Here is a 17,276-nt window from a genome sequence, read left to right as displayed (position 1 = left end):
GGGGACACCCAGCCAAAGCGTGGCGCTGTCAGGTCCTGTTCGTTGGTGGAGATCCGGGCGTAGCCCGATGATCTGCGCGGGCAGGGGTGCAACTGTCGCGATTGTCCAACCTGAGCGGGACAGTTTTGCGGGCGGGGCATGCGCGAATCCAAGTTTCCAGTATCTGTATCTGATTTCTCGCAGCGCCAGTGCGGGCGGACGGTGTCGCGGTGGGGGATCGTCTAACGGGCGGTTTGCAAACCTGGAGCCGGCCCACCAATGTCATTTTCCGAAGTCGTCTGCACGGAACGTCACGAGTCCTCTGCACTACAGGAACAGCTCATCTGGGGCGGGGCGGGTCGAKCAAGGATCCAGCGGGCCCGCAGCCAAGTGTTTCGGGTGCATGCCACAATGAGGCCCATGACTCGAATCCTCATGATCGGCATCCTCGCGCGAGCCCTCGACTATAGCAAGCTGCCTCCTGGCCTCGACGAGGCCACGATGACCGAACGGATCGAAGCGGGGTTCGGGGCCACTACGGCCGCCGGCTTCGACGCCGTCAACTGCCTGATCGGCACCTCCCCGGACGAGGCCGAAGCAGAGATTCGCTCGGCGTTCGGTCGTGATCGTTTCGGCCTCGTGATGATCGGGGGCGGCATCAGGATGATCCCGGAGTACACCGAGCTCTTCGAACGGATCATCAACGTGTGCAATGCGGAATCGCCCGGAATCACCTTCTGCTTCAACACATCGCCCGAGACGACTCTGGACGCGTTGGAGCGTCACGCCCAGCCGTGAACGTCTGCGACGCGATCCGGTGCGTCGACTAGCCTCGGCGTTTCGTGTCGGCGGTCATGAGATGCGCCTCTGCTCACGTGCGGCTGCGATGTATTGGGAATAGGTGCTCGCCTTACGGGCACTGTTGCGACACGGACCGACCAAAAAACGCCGCCACAGAGCGACCAACTCCACAGCTCATGCCACACGATAGCGCGCATAAGGAGCCAAAGGGGTGGTCCCACCGTTCTCAATAACGATCAATTACTGAGACAGCGTGGTCTTTCAGCCATGGGCTTCGAAAGTTGTCATTTTCAGCAGTCGAGGCACGGAATGTCAGAAGTCCTCTGCACTCTGAACTGGTCATCGTGACGTTAGCCGAATGTCTGGTGGCCCGGTTCCATGATCCGGTTCAGCTGTTGTCGGGCCGCGCGGTGCAGCACCAGCACGGTCCTGGGATGAAGCTGTTCCGTCAGTTGGCTGCGCTGCGGTGGCTTCGGTAGATTCTTAGCCCGTCACTCTGGAGAAAGATGGCGCGTTCGTTGCCGCCCGCGAGATGGAGCCAAAGCACGCTGCCGTCAGCTGCCAGCATGTCGATGCGCCCGGTAGCGATGACTTCCCCGTGTTGGTGGATTTGCACGTAGTCGGCCCGTGAGAGCTTGGACCAGTTGGCAACGGGGGCGGGTTTCCGGTTTTCTGTATGAGATCCGGACGATCGGGGCGTCATGGGTTGTCCTTGGGTTGGGGCGACTGCGGTGCCGGCATCGTTTGAGCGTCGGGGGAGGTCGCAGGGCGGCGTTTCCGCCACCCTGCCTCCTCCTTATGGGCTCTCTTCCCACGCCCGACTATCGGGCTGCCTGTTGCGATTGAGTGCGGGAAGAGCGCCCATCTGTGCCGGACAATGGGCCGGCAGTCGGTGGTGATGGTCCGCTCGGGAGACCCGTTTTGCTCGCGAACATCAGGGCAAATCTCCCGGGGGAGGTTTCGCCGTCAAGAGCCGGCTCTCCCTCAGTCCCGGTCACTGCGACGAGCGTCGGAGCGAGTGAAGCCGGCGGTGGCCCGCCCGGGTTTTTGAGGAGAAGTGCAGTGGATCCGTGCCCTACGCCAGGACGCCCGCCCGCCGCCCAAAGACGCACCCGGCAGCAAGTCCGGTGCCCCCCGGGTAGTTGACGCTGAATAGTCCGCCGAGCATTTCACCTGCCACGAACAGGCCTTCGATGTGCTTGCCGTCTGCGTCCAGGACGCGGCCGTGGGTGTCGGACTTGATGCCACCGAAGGTGAACGTGATTCCGCAGGTGACGCCGTAGGCGTAGAAGGGTCCGGTTTCGATCGGGGCGGCCCAGTTGCTCTTGACCGGTTCGGTTGCGGCCTTCCGGCCATCCTTAACGTTGGGGTCGAACGGGGTGGAGCGCTCGATCGAGCTGTTGAAGTCCGTCACTGTTTTGGACAAGCTTTCCGGGTCTATGCCGATTTTGACGGCCAGGTCCTCGAGGGTGTCGGCGACCTCGACAGAGATGCCGGGCATCTCGTATTCTTCGCTGCGCAGCATGGGCCGAAGGCCGGCGTCGAAGATCTGGTACGCAACCGAGCCGGGCTGCTTGAGGATTTCCTTGCCGTACTTGGCGTACGTGTAGTTCCGGAAGTCGGCACCCTCGTCCAGGAAACGCTTGCCGTCGGTGTTGACGATGATTCCAAACGGGTAGCTTTGCCGGGTGAGGCGGTTGGTGAGTTCGCGGTTGCTTTCGTTAGTGGCGGTAAAGGCATCCCACTGGACGCTGTGGCAGCTGCCCCAGTCTCCGCCCTTGGTGGCGCCGATCTCCAACGCTGCGGCGATCATGTCGCCGGTGTTGTAGGGAGTGCCGCGTACCTTGGCGTTTTCCCAGCCTTCGCCCAAGTACTCCCGCCGCCGCTTCGGGTCCGCCTCGAAGCCTCCGGCGGCGAGGATCACGGATTCTGCCCTCAGGCGCAGCTCCCCTCCAGCGGTGTTGACGACGACGCCGGCTACACGGCCGTTCTCAACGATGAGGCTTTGGGCCGCGTGGCCGTACCTGACTTCGATGCCCAGCTCTGCAGCGACCCGGGTGTGGTCTTCGATCAGGCCTTCGCCGCCGCCCACGTTTCCCACGTGCAGGCCGCCCCAGAAGAGGTAGGACCCGTCGGCACGCTCGAAGGCCTGACGCTCGTACATCAGGCGGTACTTCAGGCCCAGGCTGTTGAGCCACCGAAGGGTGGACTGGCTCTCGGCAATGAGGACTTCCGTCAGTGCCGGGTCGTTGCGGCCTTCGGTGACCTTTTCCAGGTCAGACGCGTATTCCTCAGCGCTGTAGGGCGGAACGACGGTCCGGCTGTGCCGTTCGTCCGGTTCCACGAGCCCTTGGAGGTCATCCAGGCCGTTGTGGACGATGCGTGTGGCGCCGGCGGTGTAGAAGCTGTTGCCGCCGGCCATGTCTTTGGTGCCCTTTTCGAGCAGGATGACTTTTCGTCCGCGGACGGCAGCGGCGTGGGCCGCCGTGAATCCGGCATTTCCGCCGCCGACGACGATCACGTCGGCCTTGGTGAGGTTTCCCGCTGCAGGTTCGTTCTGATCAGCCATTGTTTTCTGTCTCCTTCATGTTGAATTCTTAAGTATTCGACTGTATACACAGCGAGATAGGGGTGATTTGGGGATAGGAGCGCGTCCGGGGGTGTTAGCGGGCCGGTACGGGGGCTGGCTCTGCCGCTGTCACGGGGAGCGGTTCATGGGCGGCGAGGCGGTTTTGGCGGCGCTCTAGGGCCACGGCGAGGGCGCCGAGGGCGATGTTGACGACCAGGAATCCCAGGGCGGCAACAAACTGGGCCTGCAGCAGGGACCGGGTGTAGTACTGGCCGATGACGGTGGCGGACCTCAGGAGTTCCATGTAGCCGCCGAGCACAAAGGCCAGTGCTGTTCCCTTGAAGAGGATGATGAGCTGGCTCACGAGGGCAGGACTCATGGACCGCAGGGCCTGCGGGAGCAGGACCAGGCGCAGCGTCCCTACGTGGGAGAAACCCAGTGCGAGGGAGGCCTCGGCCTGACCGGGCGGCAGCGCGAGGATCCCGGAGCGCAGCAGGTCACCGATGACGGCCCCGCTGTACAGGGTCAGCGCGATGACCAGGAACCAGAAGTCCCCGAGTTTGAGGCCGTAGTTGGGCAGCACCAGGGACGTGAAGTAGAGCAGTAGGAGCAGGGGGATGCTGCTGAAGACGTCCGTGTAGACCCGGCAGGTCCGGCGCAGAGGTGCGTGTGTGGAGACGAGTCCGAAGGCCAGGAGGCATCCGGTGATCATGGACAGCACCATGCCGACGGCTGCGGCCGCAATGTTGTTCCACAGCCCCTGGCCGAGAAGCGCCCAGAGTCCGGGCTCGGCGAACGGGGCCCACGCCGCGGCGCTCAGCTCGCCTTTGTCGTAGAGGACGCGGAAGACCAGATAGGCGCCGGCGATCACGATGAGGGYGGTGAGGATTTCCAGGAGCAGGTGGCGGCGTTTGGCGCGCGGACCGGCCGGGTCAAAAAGCGATACGGTACTCATCGGCTGAACGCCACCTTCTGATCGACTGCGGATACGAGCCGGCCGATGACCAGCCCGATGGCGAGGTAGCAGAGGGCGGCCCCGCCGAAGATAATGAACGGTTGTGCCTCATCCACCGCGATCTTGTCCGAAAGGAACGTCAGTTCGGATACCCCCACCAGGGCAGCGACCGAGGTGTTCTTGACCATGGTGATGAAGACGTTGCCAAGCGGTCTGGTCACCGTGGCGAAGGCCTGCGGGAGGACGATGTGATTCAGTGAGGCCATCGGCCCGAAGCCCAGGGCGCGTCCGGCTTCCAGCTCGCCGCGGTCCACGGTGTTCAGGCCCGCGCGCAGGGTTTCGGCTACGAACGGCGCGGTGTAGAGCACCAGGACGATGGCGGCCGAGGCGTAGAGCGAGTACTGGATGCCCAGGACCGGCAGTCCGAAGACAAACAGCACCATCTGCACGGGAAGCGGCACGTTCCGGAAAATCAGCACGTAGGCCGAGGAAACACCCCGGGCCGTCCTGATGGGGCTCGTCCGCAGTGCGGCGAGCAGTGTCCCCAGGAGCACCGAACCGGCGGCCCCCAGGAGAACGAGTCCCAGAGTCACCATCACGCCCTGGCCAAAATCGCCGAGGTGATTGAGAAGGAATGACATCAGCGGATCCCTACAGCGTTACTTTGGGCGGGGTAACATCGCCGGGCTTGACCTGGCCGATCGTGGCGTCGTAGGCCTTCTTCCAGTCCCCGTCCGCGATGGCCTTGGTCAGGAGCTGATCGAGGTAGTCATGAAATGCTGCATCGTCCTTGGCCACGCCGATGGCAAATTCCTCGGCATCGGCCAAATGGCCGTCCGCGATGCGGTAGGCATCCGGATTCTGGGACTGGACACCGAGCAGGATTGCCTCGGTCGTGGTCACCGCGTCGACCCTCTTATCCTTCAGTGCCTGCGCGCATTCACTGTAGGTGCTGAACAGGACCACGTTGGCCGCGGGCACGGCCGCACCGATGAGCTGGGCCGCGCGGGCGCCGGTGGTGGAACACACGGTCTTTCCCTGGAGGTCCTCGGGTTTGTTCACTGAGCTGTCGTCCTTGCGTACCAGCAGGGCCACGTTGCTCTCAAGGTAGGGTCCGGCGAAACTGACGACTTTCTTCCGTTCGTCCGTCACTGCGTAGGAGGCGATCACGGCGTCGACCTTGTTCTGCTGCAGGAACGCCTCACGGTTTTTGGTGACCGCCTCAACGAACTCGACATTCTCTGCACTGCCGGTGAGGTCCTTGGCCAGGATTCTGGCCATCTCAATGTCCAGGCCTTCCATCTTGCCGGTGACCGGATTCTTCACGCCAAAGAGCGGCTGGTCGAATTTGACCCCGACGATCACTTTGCCGCGTTTCTGGATCTTGTCCATCGTGCTGTTGGCCGGGAAGCTCCGGGCCGGTTGGGTCTCGGCGGCCGGGGTGCTGCCGCCGCAGGCTGTGGTGCCCAGGACCAATGCGCCGGCGATGGCCAGGGCCGGCAGGAAGTGCTCGCGTTTCATGGTGACTCCTTAGGGTGGGTGCGTCGTTGCACAGGTGCTGTTAATGGACCGAGGAGAGGAAGGCTTTGGCCCGGTCCGAGGAAGGGGAGGTGAAAAACGTTTCAGGGTCGGCAATTTCCACGATGGCGCCGGAGGCCATGAACACGATCCGGTCCGCGAAGGCCCGCGCGAACGACATCTCGTGGGTCACGACGATCATCGTCGTGCCGCTCTGCGCGAGGCTCCGCATGGTCGCCAGAACCTCGCGGGTGGATTCCGGATCGAGCGCCGACGTCGGTTCATCAAAGAGCAGGACCTTGGGATCCATGGCCAGTGCGCGGGCGATGGCCGCGCGCTGCTTCTGGCCTCCGGAGAGCTGGGCAGGCCTGCTGTGTGCCTTGTCGGCGATGCCGACCATGGCGAGCAGTTCGTGGGCCCGCGTCTCTGCCGCCTGTTTGGCCAGGCCGAGAATTTTCCGTGGGGCGAGGGTGATGTTCTCCAGGATGGTCTTGTGGGAGAAGAGGTTGAAGGACTGAAAGACCATCCCCACCTCGGTACGGAACTTGTACAGATCCCTGCCCTCCACCGGCTGTTCGTGGCCGTCGATGAGAATGTGGCCCTCGTCGATCGCTTCGAGCCGGTTGATGCACCGGCACAGCGTCGATTTGCCCGACCCTGACGGGCCCAGGATGACGACCACCTCGCCACGGCGCACCGACAAATCAATGCCGGTCAGGGCCTGCATGCTGCCAAAGCGCTTGCCGACTCCGCGGAACTCAACGACGGTGTCCGTCTCCGTGATGGCTGTCATGATCTATCTCCTTTGATGGAATACGACTGTATACAGTGAAGTACAGTGTGGCATGGTGACCGCAATCACGGCAAGTCATTACGAGTCTTGGATGGGTGTGGAGGTCTCGCCCACCGCCGCGGCAGTTACCAATGGCAGCGGTGGGCGCAAGGGTGGCAGCACCGGGCTGATGCCCGGGAGAAGGCAGAAAAGCTGGCGCATCGGGGCCCGGAGAGCTAGCCGGAGAGCCTGGCGGTGATCTTAGTGGGAGGCCGATTTCCGCAGCAGGTCGAGCCTGATCCGACGGGCTGTCTCCATGTGTTCGCGTGCGGTGTTCCGCGCACCAGTTTCGTCGCCGGCGGTGATGGCCGCGACCAGCTTCGAATGCTCGGCCAGGGCCTCGTCCCAACGCTCTCCCACAGACAGAGTCGAGTGCGGCGTGCGGATCAGGTGGGTGGACAGCCGCTGCAGGAGATCCTGGAGGACGGGATTGTGCGCAGCCGCCCAGACGGCTGCGTGGAACTCCAGGTTCGTCGACGCCCGGGTGTTGTCATCCGGCTCCGAAAGTGCGCGGTCACGTTCCACCAGGCCTTCGAGCTGCATAATGTCAGTGATGTCGTGGGACAGGGCCGCCTGCCCGGCCGCCTCCTGTTCCAAAAGAATCCGCACGTCATAGACCTGTATGACTTCCTGGGGTGTTGCCTGATGGACCTGCAGTCCACGGGCGCCGCGATCCAGAAGACGGTCGTGCTGGAGGCGGCGAAGAGCCTCGCGCACCGGCGTGCGGGAGACACCGAAGCGTTCCCCCAAGGTAACTTCCCGCAAGGGAGTGGCCGGAGCAATTGCACCGGCCAGGATTTCAGAGCGCAGCTGGGCGTAGATCGAATCCCCGTCGTGCCGCATCGTTTCAGAACCAGGTGACACAACTTTCCTTCCACAGTGGCGACTCGGAAGGGAGGCTTACGCCGCCACTCGGTCCCGCCAGTTCGCAGACCCGAGCCATCGCCCGGACCCCCATAGTATTCCAGTGGATACGCGCGAGTCCAAGATGTGTTGTCCTTTCCATCCGGATGGTGCATGAATCGGTATTGTTCGGCCGCTGCCGGCCTAGTTCTTCGCCAGCAACTTTTGCCATCCGGGCGGACCTCGCCCGTCGGTGATACGTGCCGGTACAGGGTCTGGCGGGTGATGCCGAGTTCGGTGCAGAGATCGCCGACTTTGGTTCCGGGCTTGCCCAGGGAGGCCGTGGCGAGCCTGAGTTTGGCCGAGGTCATTTACTCGGGAGACTGAGTCGCATAGCCCGACATGTAGATCGCTGCGCCCTGCAGGGCCGGTCAGATTAGACAGGTGTCCGGTCGTGAAGCGGCCTGAAGGAGCTGGAGCCGGCGAACCAGTCCGATTCGGGAGCATCGCCGGAGTTATCCCGCCGGGCACCCTCGATCCGTCCTCCTGGATTGTGGAACTCGCCGCCGAACAACACGAGGGGTTCCCGCTTGGTGACGTCCAGTGTGATGACCTCGCCGACGACGATGATGTGGTCGCCGCCGTCGTAGATATTCCACGGCCGGCACTTAAGCGTCGCGGCGTTCCCCGTCAGCACCGGGACGTTGCCGTCCAGCGTCCATTCCGGTTCCGCGTCAAGGACTTTGCCAGCGAAGTGCAGGGCCACATCCTTTTGTTCTACCGACAGGATGTTGATAGCGAAGGGCGCAGCTTCCAGATACCGGGAGCCGCGCGAGGACCGGGTCAGTGTGACCTGGGCAAGCGGCGGGTCGAGGGATACCGCGGTGAAGGCGCTGACGGTGGCGCCGTGCGGAACGCCGTCGTCCGTCCGGGTGGTGACCACCGTGACACCGGTGGCGAACGTGCCAAAGGCGTGGCGCAATTCTCGTTCTTCAATGCATCCCATGACTTCCTGAGTCATCGACTTCTCCTTTCTGCTGTTGTTCAGGCCGCGCTGAATTACCCAAGGTCCCCGCCGCCCACCGGCAGCACCGCGCCAGTGATGTAGCTGGCGTCGTCAGAGGCCATGAACAAGATCGGAGCTGCCTGCTCTTCCAGCGTGCCGTACCGCTTGAAGAGGGTGCTTTCGGTGGTCTGTTCCACGATCTGCTGGTACCACGTCTCTTCCTGGGCGGACTGCGCGTTCGGGTTGCGCGGGACCTTCCGCGGCGGAGCTTCGGTGCCGCCGGGCGCGGTGGCCACTACCCGGATACCCTTCGGAGCGGCTTCGAACGCCAGCGACGCGGTCAGAGCGTTGACCCCACCCTTGGACGACGCGTATGGAACGCGATTGATGCTTCGGGTGGCTATCGAGGAGACGTTCACGATGACCCCGGCCGTCCGTTCGACCATGTGCGGCAGCACTGCGCGGCAGCACCACAGCGTGGGGAAGAGGGAGCGCCGCACTTCGGCCTCGATCTCGTCCTCCTCGTAGTGCTCGTAGGGCTTGGTCCAGATCGTACCGCCGACATTGTTGATCAGGATGTCGATGCGTCCGAACTCTGCCACGGCGTAGGCCATCAGCTTCACGGCGCCCGCATAAGTTTCCAGATCGCAGAGGAAGTATCGTGCGGGTGCATCACTGGCCGTCAGCTCAGCACACACTTCAATGACCAGCTCGGACCGGTCCGCCAGCACTAGGGTGCCTCCCTCGGCCGCAATCTTACGGGCGACGACGGCACCAATCCCTTGGGCAGCGCCGGTCACCACAACAACCTTGTCGGTAAAACGCATTGCTGTGCGTCCTCTCTTATTGGGATTTTTCAGCCGTTGAGGCCAGTTCGATATCTGCGTAGGTGCCCCCGCGTCAGCTGATGGATTCACGTTCCCGTGGCGCCGGCTCCGTCGAAGCAATCTCGGCTTTAACTGTCGAGCTTCGCACCATCAGGGTGGCCAATCCGGCCAGAACCAGGGGTACCGCGAGTGCCATGAAGTAGCCGGAGACGCCCAGTCCCGTGAGAATGAGCCCGCCGAGGGCGGAGCCCACGATGGAACCGAGGCGGCCAATTCCGATGCCCCAGCCGGTAGCCGTGGCACGAAGTTGAGTGGGGTAGGCGTTGGCGATCAGGTAGTTCAGGGCCAACTGCTGGCCGCCAATGCCGAAGCCGGCCAGCCCGATAAGCACGAAGACCAGCGCAAAGTTGGAGCCGGCCAGGCCCAGGCCCAGCGCGATGACGATCCCCGCCGCAAACATGACCAGCAGCAATTTTCTGGGGTTGACCTTGGGCAGGATGATGGACAGAGGGATGGCGAAGAGGATAAAGGCGCCGTTGACGGTCACGGTTCCCATCGCGGCCTGCGAGCCGGCCAGCCCCAACATCTTGAGCGCGGTTGGCATCCAGAGCAGCAGCAGGAACCACGCGATCCAATTGAGCAGGTAGGTGGCGAAGACCGCGATGGTGACCATCCGGTACTTAGCGGAGAAAAGTGCGGCGACGGAGCTGCGCTCCTGCATTTTGTCGTTGGTTGCGAGCACGGCGTCCGGGCTGACTGGGCTCCCGGAAATTGAGGCCATGATCTGACGCGCCTGTGCGTCGGCTGCGGAGGTGCCCTTGGCCGCCAGGAAGATCGGCGATTCGGAGAGAATCTTGCTGCAGACCAAAACCATGGCAAGTGGCAGCACGCCGCCGGCTAGGAAGATGCCACGCCAGCCCATCACTGGCAGCCATGCCGCCGCCATAAGCCCACCGAGTAGCGCGCCACCGGGCAGGCCAAGCAACACCAATGTCATGAACGTGCCGCGGCGCGATTTGGGACTGTACTCGGCGGTCAGTGCCAGCAGCGCCGGGGTGGCCCCGCCCATGCCGAGGCCAATGAGGAAGCGCAGAATGACTATCTGCTCCAGGGATTGAGCAAAAGCACCGGCAAGGGAGAACACACCAAAAAGGGCCAGTGCGAGCAGGATGGTCTTCTTCCGACCGATCCTGTCCCCGAAGGTGCCAAGGGACATTGCGCCCACGCACATGCCAACGGTGCTGGCGGTGATCACCCAGGTCATGTCAGTGGCCTGCAGGCCGAAGTCTTCGGCGATTGCCGGTCCGATGAATGCAATCGACTGGGTGTCGAATCCGTCCAGCAGTGCGGTCACGAAACAGAGGACGACGATGGACCATCGTTTGATTCCCATGGGCGTGTTGTCGATAACGTCCTGGACGTTATAGGCGAGTGTAGTCACCGGTAACTCACTTTCGTGTGATGTTCTGACCCGACTGATCCGGGGGCCGGGCGGCTGCGGCCACTTCATTTTGGGCACGCGGCATTACGGCGGGTGGTGGGGATGATATTGGGGTTGGGCCCGGGGCCGGGCGGTTCGGGCCCCGGCGCCGAAAAGGGGGGCTTAGCCCCGGGGATCGAGCACGAAGTTATAGGTGACTTCGCGGCCCTTGCCGTCGGCGCGCTCGGTGGGGGCCAGGACGAGTTCGGGCTTCACGGCCGAGGCGATGTCGTCGGCGACGTGCTCGTCGCCTTCGAAGTAGAGCTGGGTGGTGATGAGCTCGTGCTTCGGGGCCGAAACCTTCAGGTGCAGGTGGGCCGGCCGCCAGGCGTGCCAGCCGGCCGCGGCGATGAGGGCACCGCAGGCACCGTCGGTGGGGATCTGGTACGGCGCAGGCTGCATGGTGTTGATCTGGAAGTTGCCCTGAGCGTCGGCGATGATGGAGCCGCGGAGGTTCCATTCGGGCAGCCCGGGGGCGAACTGGGAGTAGAAACCGAGGTCATCGGCGTGCCACAGTTCGATCAGTGCTCCGGCGAGCGGCTGGCCGGCGACGTTCGTGACCTGGCCCTGGAACAGCAGCGGCGTGCCTGGTTCGTCGTCGCGCATCGGCAGGGTGGCCGGGGTGTTGAGCGTGGGGGCGTTCGGGATGTAGTACGGTCCCTCGATGCTGCCCTTGGAACCGTGGCGGCTGGAATTGGCGACCTCCTCGACGGAGTGCTCCACCCATACGTCCAGGAACAGCGGCCACTCCCCGTCCTCGCCGACCTGGATGAGCCAGGCCTTGAAAGCGTTGTATTCGTCGTAGGTGACCTTCTCGTCCAGGACGGTGTCGTTGATCGCCTTGATGACGCGGCCGGCAAGCGTGCTGACCCGCTCCTGGCTGGTGCCGGCGGCGAGGTGCTTGTTCTCCCGGAAGCGGGCGGTTGCCCCTGCGCCCGAGGAAGCTGCTGTGGCTTCGGTTTCCATTGTCATGGTGACTCCCTTGTCAAAAAAGAACGATGGTAAAAACGGTCGGCGGTTTCGGACTGGCAAATTTCGCTCAGTGCCGTGCCGCACATCACAACCGGTGTTGATTCAACGGTAGGCCCGTAATTGATCGAGGGGAAATACCTATTTCCGGCCCATTGAAAGCTTTTGGATATGAATGTTCGAGCGAGGGGCCGGGCTATTTCACAGCGGACGGGTGCATGGCCAGCGGCGTCACCTTGATGTCCATGTAGGGGAAGAGCGGCAGTCCGGAGAGCAGGGTGTGCAACTCGTCGTTGTCCGCGACGTCGAACACCGAGTAGTTGGAGTATTCGCCCACGACCCGCCACAAATGCGCCCAGCGTCCGTCGCGCTGCAGCTGCTGGGAATACTCCCGCTCTTCCGCCTTGATGGCGTCGGCGTGTTCCTTGGGCGTGTCCAGCGGAATATTGACGTCCATGCGGACCAGGTACAGCATGTGGTTCTCCTTGCGGGGTGGGGAGCGGTATGCGGGCGTTCTGAGGGCAGGATGCGGGGCCGGGCCGGCCTAGTCCTGTCGGTATTTCTGCAGCTTGTCGGCGTCGATGGCCGCGCCGACGCCGGGGACCTCGCGGACCCGGATGGCGCCGTCGTTGATTTCGAGCGGCTCCGCGAGCAGGTCGTCCGTCATGTCCAGGTAGTTGGAGAGCTCCCCGGCCCGCCGGGAGCTGGCCTCGAACGCCGCACCAAAGGTGACCGTGGCGAGGCTGCCGATCTGGGTGTCGATCTGGTTGCCCATCGTGACGTCCACGCCGAGGCCCACGCAGAGGCCGAGGATCTGCTGGGCTTCGGTGAAACCGCTGCGCGCAGTCTTAATGCAGATCGCGGTGCTGCCGCCGGAAAGCAATTCGCGGGAGACATCGCCCAGGGTGGGGACGCTTTCGTCGCCCACGATCGGGATGCTCGAGCTCTGCACCAGCCGGCGCCGGCCCATCGCCTCGCCGGCATCGCACGGCTCCTCCAGCATGGAAAGGCCCAGGCCCTCGGTCCTGCGCAGGACCTCCATGGCCTCGTTCGCCGTCCAGCCACGGTTGGCGTCGAGGTAGATCTCGGCGTCCTCGCCAAGGCCCTCCCGCAAAACATGGCAGGCCTCGACGTCGAGGGAGAGGGGCCGCCGCCCGGTCTTGAGCTTGAAGGTGTTGATGCCGTACTTTTCACGGAACCGCAGCGCTTCTTCCAGAAGCTCGGCGGCGGGCTTGAAGCCCAACATGTGCGAGACCCGCATGCTGTCGGTGAAGCCGCCCAGCAGTTTGTGCACCGGGGTGCCCAGCGAGATCCCGATGACATCCCAGAGGGCGATGTCCAGGGCCCCCTTGGCCGTGGGGTTGTTGACCGTGCGCCGGAGCAGCTGCTGGACCTTGGAGCGGTCCAGCGGGTCCAGCCCGATGAGTTGCGGGGCAAAGACCTTGGTCACCACCGAGACGATCGAATCCTGGGTTTCGCCGTAGGTGTAGGGCCGCGGCGGGGTGTCCGCGATACCGCAGATGCCGGTGTCCGTGTAGATCCGGACCAGCACGTGTTCCGCGGAAGTCACCTCGCCGCTGGCGAACTTCAGCGGCCGCGCGTAAGGAATGGCGTAGGGAATGGCCTCAATGCGGTCAATTTTCACGGGGTGGTTCCTTTGTTGCGGATGCGGGTTGTGACTGTGGCAGGGACTGGGCCGGCGACTCCGCGGGGCGAAGCGGGGGCTGTTGCTGGCCAGGGCCCGATGTGGGAGGTAAATCGAAGAGCTGCAGGAAGCTGCGCAGCAGGGGTGTCTCAGCGTCGCGGATCCAGGCAACGGCGAGGTCGACCGGCGGCGGGTTATGCAACGGACGGAAGACGACACCCTGAAAGGAAAACATCCGGGAAGTCATCGGCACTAGGGCGATCCCCATCCCCGCCGCGACGAGCGAGAGCAGGGTGGAGGTTTCCCTGGCCTCCTGGACGAGCCGCGGCTGGAACCCGGCTTTGCGGCAGGCATCCACGACGATGCTGCTGACCGCGGAGTAGCTCGGATAACCGACGAAGTCCTGGCCGGCGAGCTCCGCCAGTTCCAGGGTGCCCTTTTCCGCCAGCGGCGAATCCGCCGGGAGGGCCGCGACCAGCTGATCCTGTTCGAGCAGTTTGAGGGCCACAGTTCCGGAGCGGACTGGGGGTCGGAGGACGGCGACGTCGAGCCTTCCGTCCTCGAGTGCGGACTCCATCTGCGGCGTCAGCATTTCGCCCTGAACGGTGATGCGGAGCCCGGGAAAAGTGCGTCGGGCGGCCTGGACGATGCTGGGCATCAGCCGGTAGGTGGCTGTTCCGGTGAAGCCGACGCGGAGGACGCCAGTGGCACCTGCGCCGACCTGCCGGACGTCCTCCTCCAGAGCTTCCAGTTCCTGCATCAGCAGCCGTCCTCGATCCAACAGGACCTGTCCGGCTGGGGTGAGATCCACCTTGCGCGTAGTGCGCAGCAGCAAGGGTGTGCCGAGCTGTTCCTCCAGCTGCCGGATCTGTTGGGACAACGGCGGCTGGGCCATGTGCAGCCGCTGGGCTGCGCGGCCGAAGTGACGTTCCTCGGCCACTGCAATGAAGTACTTGAGGTGGCGCGTCTCCATAAGAAGCTCCCGGGCAGCTCGAAGCAGGCGATATGCCGTACTCCGACCAGCTTAGGAGGGCGGATTAGTTAGGGGAAATACCTATTTCAGAGCTATTGGGACGTTTCGCATACCAATCTCCGCCTGTGGGCGGCCGGGGCGCGGACAGGCAGGCCAGCGGCAAGGAGGGTTACATTGTTCGAAAGGCAAGCTGGCCAAGATGTCGGCCCAGCCGAAGTGCTTGAAGTCATAGCCGCCCGGCGATGGCGCGGTGACGACCCGGTAGATGAAGTCTGCAAGGAAGATCACGCTGAAAACGGCGTTCATCACCGTGATCCCGGTGTCGAGCGATTTGCCCCCTTGTTGCCTCACATGAAAACCTCCGAGCGACAGCTGTCACGCGGGCAGCAACCATAACCCACGCTCCGGGCACCGCTTCGGCTGGTGACCGCACTCACCGACCCACTGTTGAAATCAGGCGGACTGGTACTTGGACCAACGTGGACGGGATCGCTTGATTATGCGGGCCTGCACCAGGCACGCGCCAAATAGCACCACCAAATAGCTCTGTCATTCACACGGCTGAGCAAGGCAGGCCCGGGCTCGCCCCCGCACCCCGGGACTCCGGCAACCACCACCGCCCCCGCCGCCGGGGTTCCGTTGTTTCGTGTGGCTCGGTTAGTCCGCGATCAGCGTCTGAAGGGGCGCCGCCCAGTCGTGCAGTGTTGCGCCGACGGGATCATGAACGGCTTGAAGGGAGGTGACCTTGTGATGGAGAGTCGAGTACAAGTCCCGCGCCCCTTCGATTGGGGGGGGGGCTGCTGGCGGCTGCGAAGCTTGGAGCTGGCCGCTTTGGGGTGTGTACAAAGTACACAATTTCGGCTTCGGATCGGGCCGTACCAGTCCCGGATTGGGCCGGATTCCGCATGTTTCCGCGGGAGTCTAGTGTTTGTTTGCAGGGGAGGGAATGCAGTTCGAGTCCCACCTCGGGCACAGCATTCCCCCTCGTCAGAGGGGTTTTTGCTTTAGTGTGTGTACATTGACCCTGATTGGGTCCCTCTGACGCTTGCCGCGGTTGGTGCCTGACGCCGCGGTGGCCTATGGAGTTATGTGGGTGGCGGGTTCAGAGTCCTGACTGGTGGGCTCTCCGCCTGCTGGGATGTGGGTTCATCCGGGTCTCCTTTCTGGGGTGGCCTGGTGGCCGTGGTCGGTCCTGTACCTATTCATGTCGTGGGGTTGTGGTGGTGACATGCTTCTGCTGAAACAAGTTCATTCGGCCACGAGTTTTGCGTTGCACGACCTCTTGTTCGCTTTCAGGTCTTTTTCTCGCGCTTCGCTGCCGGCCGCCTCATTGAGCGTTCGGGCCAGACTATCTCCGTGGCCTCACACCGAGAGTTTTGAACGCGCGTGCGTCCATCGCCGACCTTGCCTCGCCCGGCCGAGAAGCCGCTGAGCCGGAATCGAGCCTCATCCCGCTCAGTCGTGCGTAGGACCCCCCCCGTCCTCATCACTCCGCAAGGAGGTGCTGGGCGCCATCGGCATCGAAGGTCGGAGTTCGCTGCCCGACGATGGTTAGATCCGACATCCGGCAGTGGCGGTCGGGGAGTGAGCGTGAGACACTCGCCGGCCCCAAAGTACTCTCGGCATGCGCACCCCGGCCGCATTGGCCGCGCACGCGACCTCTCAGATCGACCAGTTCGGGCTGAAAGTGGATTGCGAGAGGAACTGCCAGCACTCAAACTGGACCACAAGCAGACCGCCGGACGGCGACCTGAATCGACGGAGATCACCCACGGAAAGGACAACACGATGGATCCGACCAGGGCGGCACTCGAGGCACACTGGCGCACATCGGAAAGCGGGGATAGCGAAGCCGAACACGCTATCTATTCCGACGACGCGATCCTCGACTATCCCCAGTCGGGTGAACGCTTCCGTGGTCGAACGACAATTGCGGCGCAACGTGGTGGACACCCTGCCGAGAGGCATTTCACGGTACTGCGGATCGCCGGAAGCGGGAATCTCTGGGTGAGCGAGTGCATCATCACGTATGACGGCGTGCCAACATACTCGGTGTCCGTCATGCAATTCGTTCAAGAGAAGGTAGTGCATGAGACGCAGTACTTCGCCGACACCTTTGGCGCCCCCGCATGGCGGATAGCAATCGCAGAGCCGATGCCGGGCCGGCAGATCGAAAGGGCATGATTCCGACCGGAGGGACGAGTAATGCGGCCGCAATCGACCCGAAGCACGTCCTGATCATCGGAGCCGGACCGGGCCTCGGGGCCGCTGTGGCCCGTCGCTATGCCAGAGAAGGGTTTCGAATCACGCTCGTCGCGCGCCACGAGGAGTCCCTTGCCGCTATCGCCGATGAATTGCGCGCTTCGGGCGCCAACATCGCCACCGTGCTCGCCGACGCCGCCGACCAGGAGGCGTTCCGTCTACGGCTGCAAGCCGTCGCACAGATCGACGCCCCCGGAATCGTGGTCTACAACGCTGCCCTGATCGCAAGAGACAGTATCCTCGCCACGGACGCCGAGTATCTGATGGCCGCGTACAACGTCGACGTGCTCGGCGCCATCACTGCTGCGCAGGTTCTCACGCCGGCGATGGCACAGGCCCGCACCGGCACGTTCCTGACGACGAACAGCTGGCTCAGCCACGACCCGCAGCCCGAGCATGCGACCCTCTCGATGGGAAAGACCGCCCTGCGCGCGGTGACCCATTTGTTGCACGACGAGCTGGCCCGGCAGAACGTGCACGTCACCGGGGTCACCATCGCCGGAGACATCGCGGATGGAACAGCGTTCGCGCCGGAACTGATCGCCGAAGCCTACTGGCGGCTTCACTCTCAGCCGGCATCGGAGTGGAGCCCAGAGGCTGTCTTCGACGGCAACTGA

The 17,276-nt window shown here is 63.6% G+C and carries 18 protein-coding genes; 3 read left to right on the top strand and 15 right to left on the bottom strand.

From position 1 onward, the window contains the following. Window positions 1–399: 399 nt before the first annotated feature. Window positions 400–777 (top strand): hypothetical protein, encoded by a 378-nt coding sequence (locus AC1D1A_RS20025; RefSeq protein WP_476858153.1) that lies wholly within the window; start codon window positions 400–402, stop codon window positions 775–777. A gap of 451 nt (window positions 778–1,228) precedes the next feature. On the opposite strand, the gene AC1D1A_RS20020 is transcribed toward AC1D1A_RS20025, so the two are convergent. The 15 genes from AC1D1A_RS20020 to AC1D1A_RS19950 form a co-directional block, all read right to left on the bottom strand. Then, window positions 1,229–1,483 (bottom strand): hypothetical protein, encoded by a 255-nt coding sequence (locus tag AC1D1A_RS20020; protein ID WP_476858154.1) that lies wholly within the window; start codon window positions 1,481–1,483, stop codon window positions 1,229–1,231. Window positions 1,484–1,855: 372 nt separating this feature from the next. Further along, complete coding sequence (gene tcuA / locus AC1D1A_RS20015) at window positions 1,856–3,349, bottom strand: FAD-dependent tricarballylate dehydrogenase TcuA (RefSeq protein WP_476858155.1); 1,494 nt, start codon at window positions 3,347–3,349, stop codon at window positions 1,856–1,858. Between the two features lie 94 nt (window positions 3,350–3,443). Next, on the bottom strand, window positions 3,444–4,304 hold the full coding sequence (locus AC1D1A_RS20010; protein ID WP_476948525.1) for an amino acid ABC transporter permease: 861 nt from the start codon (window positions 4,302–4,304) through the stop codon (window positions 3,444–3,446). Next, on the bottom strand, window positions 4,301–4,945 hold the full coding sequence (locus tag AC1D1A_RS20005) for an amino acid ABC transporter permease (protein ID WP_476850861.1): 645 nt from the start codon (window positions 4,943–4,945) through the stop codon (window positions 4,301–4,303). Before AC1D1A_RS20005 ends, AC1D1A_RS20010 begins: the two co-directional genes overlap by 4 nt. Window positions 4,946–4,955: 10 nt before the next feature. Continuing rightward, window positions 4,956–5,825, bottom strand: coding sequence for a glutamate ABC transporter substrate-binding protein (locus AC1D1A_RS20000; protein WP_476850860.1), 870 nt, complete (start codon window positions 5,823–5,825; stop codon window positions 4,956–4,958). 40 nt (window positions 5,826–5,865) lie between these two features. Then, a complete protein-coding gene (locus tag AC1D1A_RS19995; RefSeq protein ID WP_476850859.1) occupies window positions 5,866–6,615 on the bottom strand; it encodes an amino acid ABC transporter ATP-binding protein in 750 nt (249 codons plus the stop codon). Window positions 6,616–6,855: 240 nt separating this feature from the next. Further along, a complete protein-coding gene (locus AC1D1A_RS19990; RefSeq protein ID WP_476850858.1) occupies window positions 6,856–7,518 on the bottom strand; it encodes a GntR family transcriptional regulator in 663 nt (220 codons plus the stop codon). A 415-nt stretch (window positions 7,519–7,933) separates the two neighbouring features. Then, entirely contained in the window at window positions 7,934–8,518 is a 585-nt protein-coding gene (locus tag AC1D1A_RS19985) for a flavin reductase family protein (protein WP_476850857.1), read from the bottom strand. Window positions 8,519–8,556: 38 nt separating this feature from the next. Next, a complete protein-coding gene (locus tag AC1D1A_RS19980) occupies window positions 8,557–9,330 on the bottom strand; it encodes a 1,6-dihydroxycyclohexa-2,4-diene-1-carboxylate dehydrogenase (protein ID WP_476858157.1) in 774 nt (257 codons plus the stop codon). Between the two features lie 73 nt (window positions 9,331–9,403). Next, on the bottom strand, window positions 9,404–10,840 hold the full coding sequence (locus AC1D1A_RS19975) for an MFS transporter (protein WP_476948524.1): 1,437 nt from the start codon (window positions 10,838–10,840) through the stop codon (window positions 9,404–9,406). A gap of 93 nt (window positions 10,841–10,933) precedes the next feature. Then, window positions 10,934–11,782: a catechol 1,2-dioxygenase gene (gene catA, locus AC1D1A_RS19970; protein ID WP_476850855.1), complete on the bottom strand. Its 849-nt coding sequence runs from the start codon at window positions 11,780–11,782 to the stop codon at window positions 10,934–10,936. Window positions 11,783–11,975: 193 nt separating this feature from the next. Further along, window positions 11,976–12,254 carry a muconolactone Delta-isomerase gene (gene catC / locus AC1D1A_RS19965; protein WP_476858159.1) on the bottom strand — a complete coding sequence of 93 codons (279 nt, stop codon included), beginning with the start codon at window positions 12,252–12,254 and terminating at the stop codon, window positions 11,976–11,978. Between the two features lie 69 nt (window positions 12,255–12,323). Then, complete coding sequence (locus AC1D1A_RS19960) at window positions 12,324–13,424, bottom strand: mandelate racemase/muconate lactonizing enzyme family protein (protein ID WP_476858160.1); 1,101 nt, start codon at window positions 13,422–13,424, stop codon at window positions 12,324–12,326. After that, complete coding sequence (locus AC1D1A_RS19955; RefSeq protein ID WP_476858161.1) at window positions 13,414–14,397, bottom strand: LysR substrate-binding domain-containing protein; 984 nt, start codon at window positions 14,395–14,397, stop codon at window positions 13,414–13,416. Before AC1D1A_RS19955 ends, AC1D1A_RS19960 begins: the two co-directional genes overlap by 11 nt. Window positions 14,398–14,478: 81 nt before the next feature. Then, a complete protein-coding gene (locus AC1D1A_RS19950) occupies window positions 14,479–14,748 on the bottom strand; it encodes a hypothetical protein (protein ID WP_476858162.1) in 270 nt (89 codons plus the stop codon). 1,437 nt (window positions 14,749–16,185) lie between these two features. On the opposite strand from AC1D1A_RS19950, the gene AC1D1A_RS19945 reads away from it, so the two are divergent. Together AC1D1A_RS19945 and AC1D1A_RS19940 are read left to right on the top strand one after the other, a co-directional pair. Further along, window positions 16,186–16,581 (top strand): nuclear transport factor 2 family protein, encoded by a 396-nt coding sequence (locus tag AC1D1A_RS19945; protein ID WP_476948523.1) that lies wholly within the window; start codon window positions 16,186–16,188, stop codon window positions 16,579–16,581. After that, a complete protein-coding gene (locus tag AC1D1A_RS19940; protein ID WP_476858164.1) occupies window positions 16,578–17,276 on the top strand; it encodes an SDR family NAD(P)-dependent oxidoreductase in 699 nt (232 codons plus the stop codon). Before AC1D1A_RS19945 ends, AC1D1A_RS19940 begins: the two co-directional genes overlap by 4 nt.

Source organism: Arthrobacter sp. P1_B9, from assembly GCF_056406495.1.
This window is presented reverse-complemented; position numbering and strand designations above follow the sequence as displayed.

What these genes read in the sequence shown, in the direction of transcription:
- AC1D1A_RS19955 (WP_476858161.1), bottom strand. Translation starts at nt 14,397, where the DNA reads ATGGAGACGCGCCACCTCAAGTACTTCATTGCAGTGGCCGAGGAACGT.
- AC1D1A_RS19995 (WP_476850859.1), bottom strand. Translation starts at nt 6,615, where the DNA reads ATGACAGCCATCACGGAGACGGACACCGTCGTTGAGTTCCGCGGAGTC.
- AC1D1A_RS19940 (WP_476858164.1), top strand. Translation starts at nt 16,578, where the DNA reads ATGATTCCGACCGGAGGGACGAGTAATGCGGCCGCAATCGACCCGAAG.
- AC1D1A_RS20025 (WP_476858153.1), top strand. Translation starts at nt 400, where the DNA reads ATGACTCGAATCCTCATGATCGGCATCCTCGCGCGAGCCCTCGACTAT.
- AC1D1A_RS19980 (WP_476858157.1), bottom strand. Translation starts at nt 9,330, where the DNA reads ATGCGTTTTACCGACAAGGTTGTTGTGGTGACCGGCGCTGCCCAAGGG.
- AC1D1A_RS20000 (WP_476850860.1), bottom strand. Translation starts at nt 5,825, where the DNA reads ATGAAACGCGAGCACTTCCTGCCGGCCCTGGCCATCGCCGGCGCATTG.
- catA (WP_476850855.1), bottom strand. Translation starts at nt 11,782, where the DNA reads ATGACAATGGAAACCGAAGCCACAGCAGCTTCCTCGGGCGCAGGGGCA.
- tcuA (WP_476858155.1), bottom strand. Translation starts at nt 3,349, where the DNA reads ATGGCTGATCAGAACGAACCTGCAGCGGGAAACCTCACCAAGGCCGAC.
- AC1D1A_RS19945 (WP_476948523.1), top strand. Translation starts at nt 16,186, where the DNA reads ATGGATCCGACCAGGGCGGCACTCGAGGCACACTGGCGCACATCGGAA.
- AC1D1A_RS20020 (WP_476858154.1), bottom strand. Translation starts at nt 1,483, where the DNA reads ATGACGCCCCGATCGTCCGGATCTCATACAGAAAACCGGAAACCCGCC.
- catC (WP_476858159.1), bottom strand. Translation starts at nt 12,254, where the DNA reads ATGCTGTACCTGGTCCGCATGGACGTCAATATTCCGCTGGACACGCCC.
- AC1D1A_RS20005 (WP_476850861.1), bottom strand. Translation starts at nt 4,945, where the DNA reads ATGTCATTCCTTCTCAATCACCTCGGCGATTTTGGCCAGGGCGTGATG.
- AC1D1A_RS19985 (WP_476850857.1), bottom strand. Translation starts at nt 8,518, where the DNA reads ATGACTCAGGAAGTCATGGGATGCATTGAAGAACGAGAATTGCGCCAC.
- AC1D1A_RS19975 (WP_476948524.1), bottom strand. Translation starts at nt 10,840, where the DNA reads ATGAAGTGGCCGCAGCCGCCCGGCCCCCGGATCAGTCGGGTCAGAACA.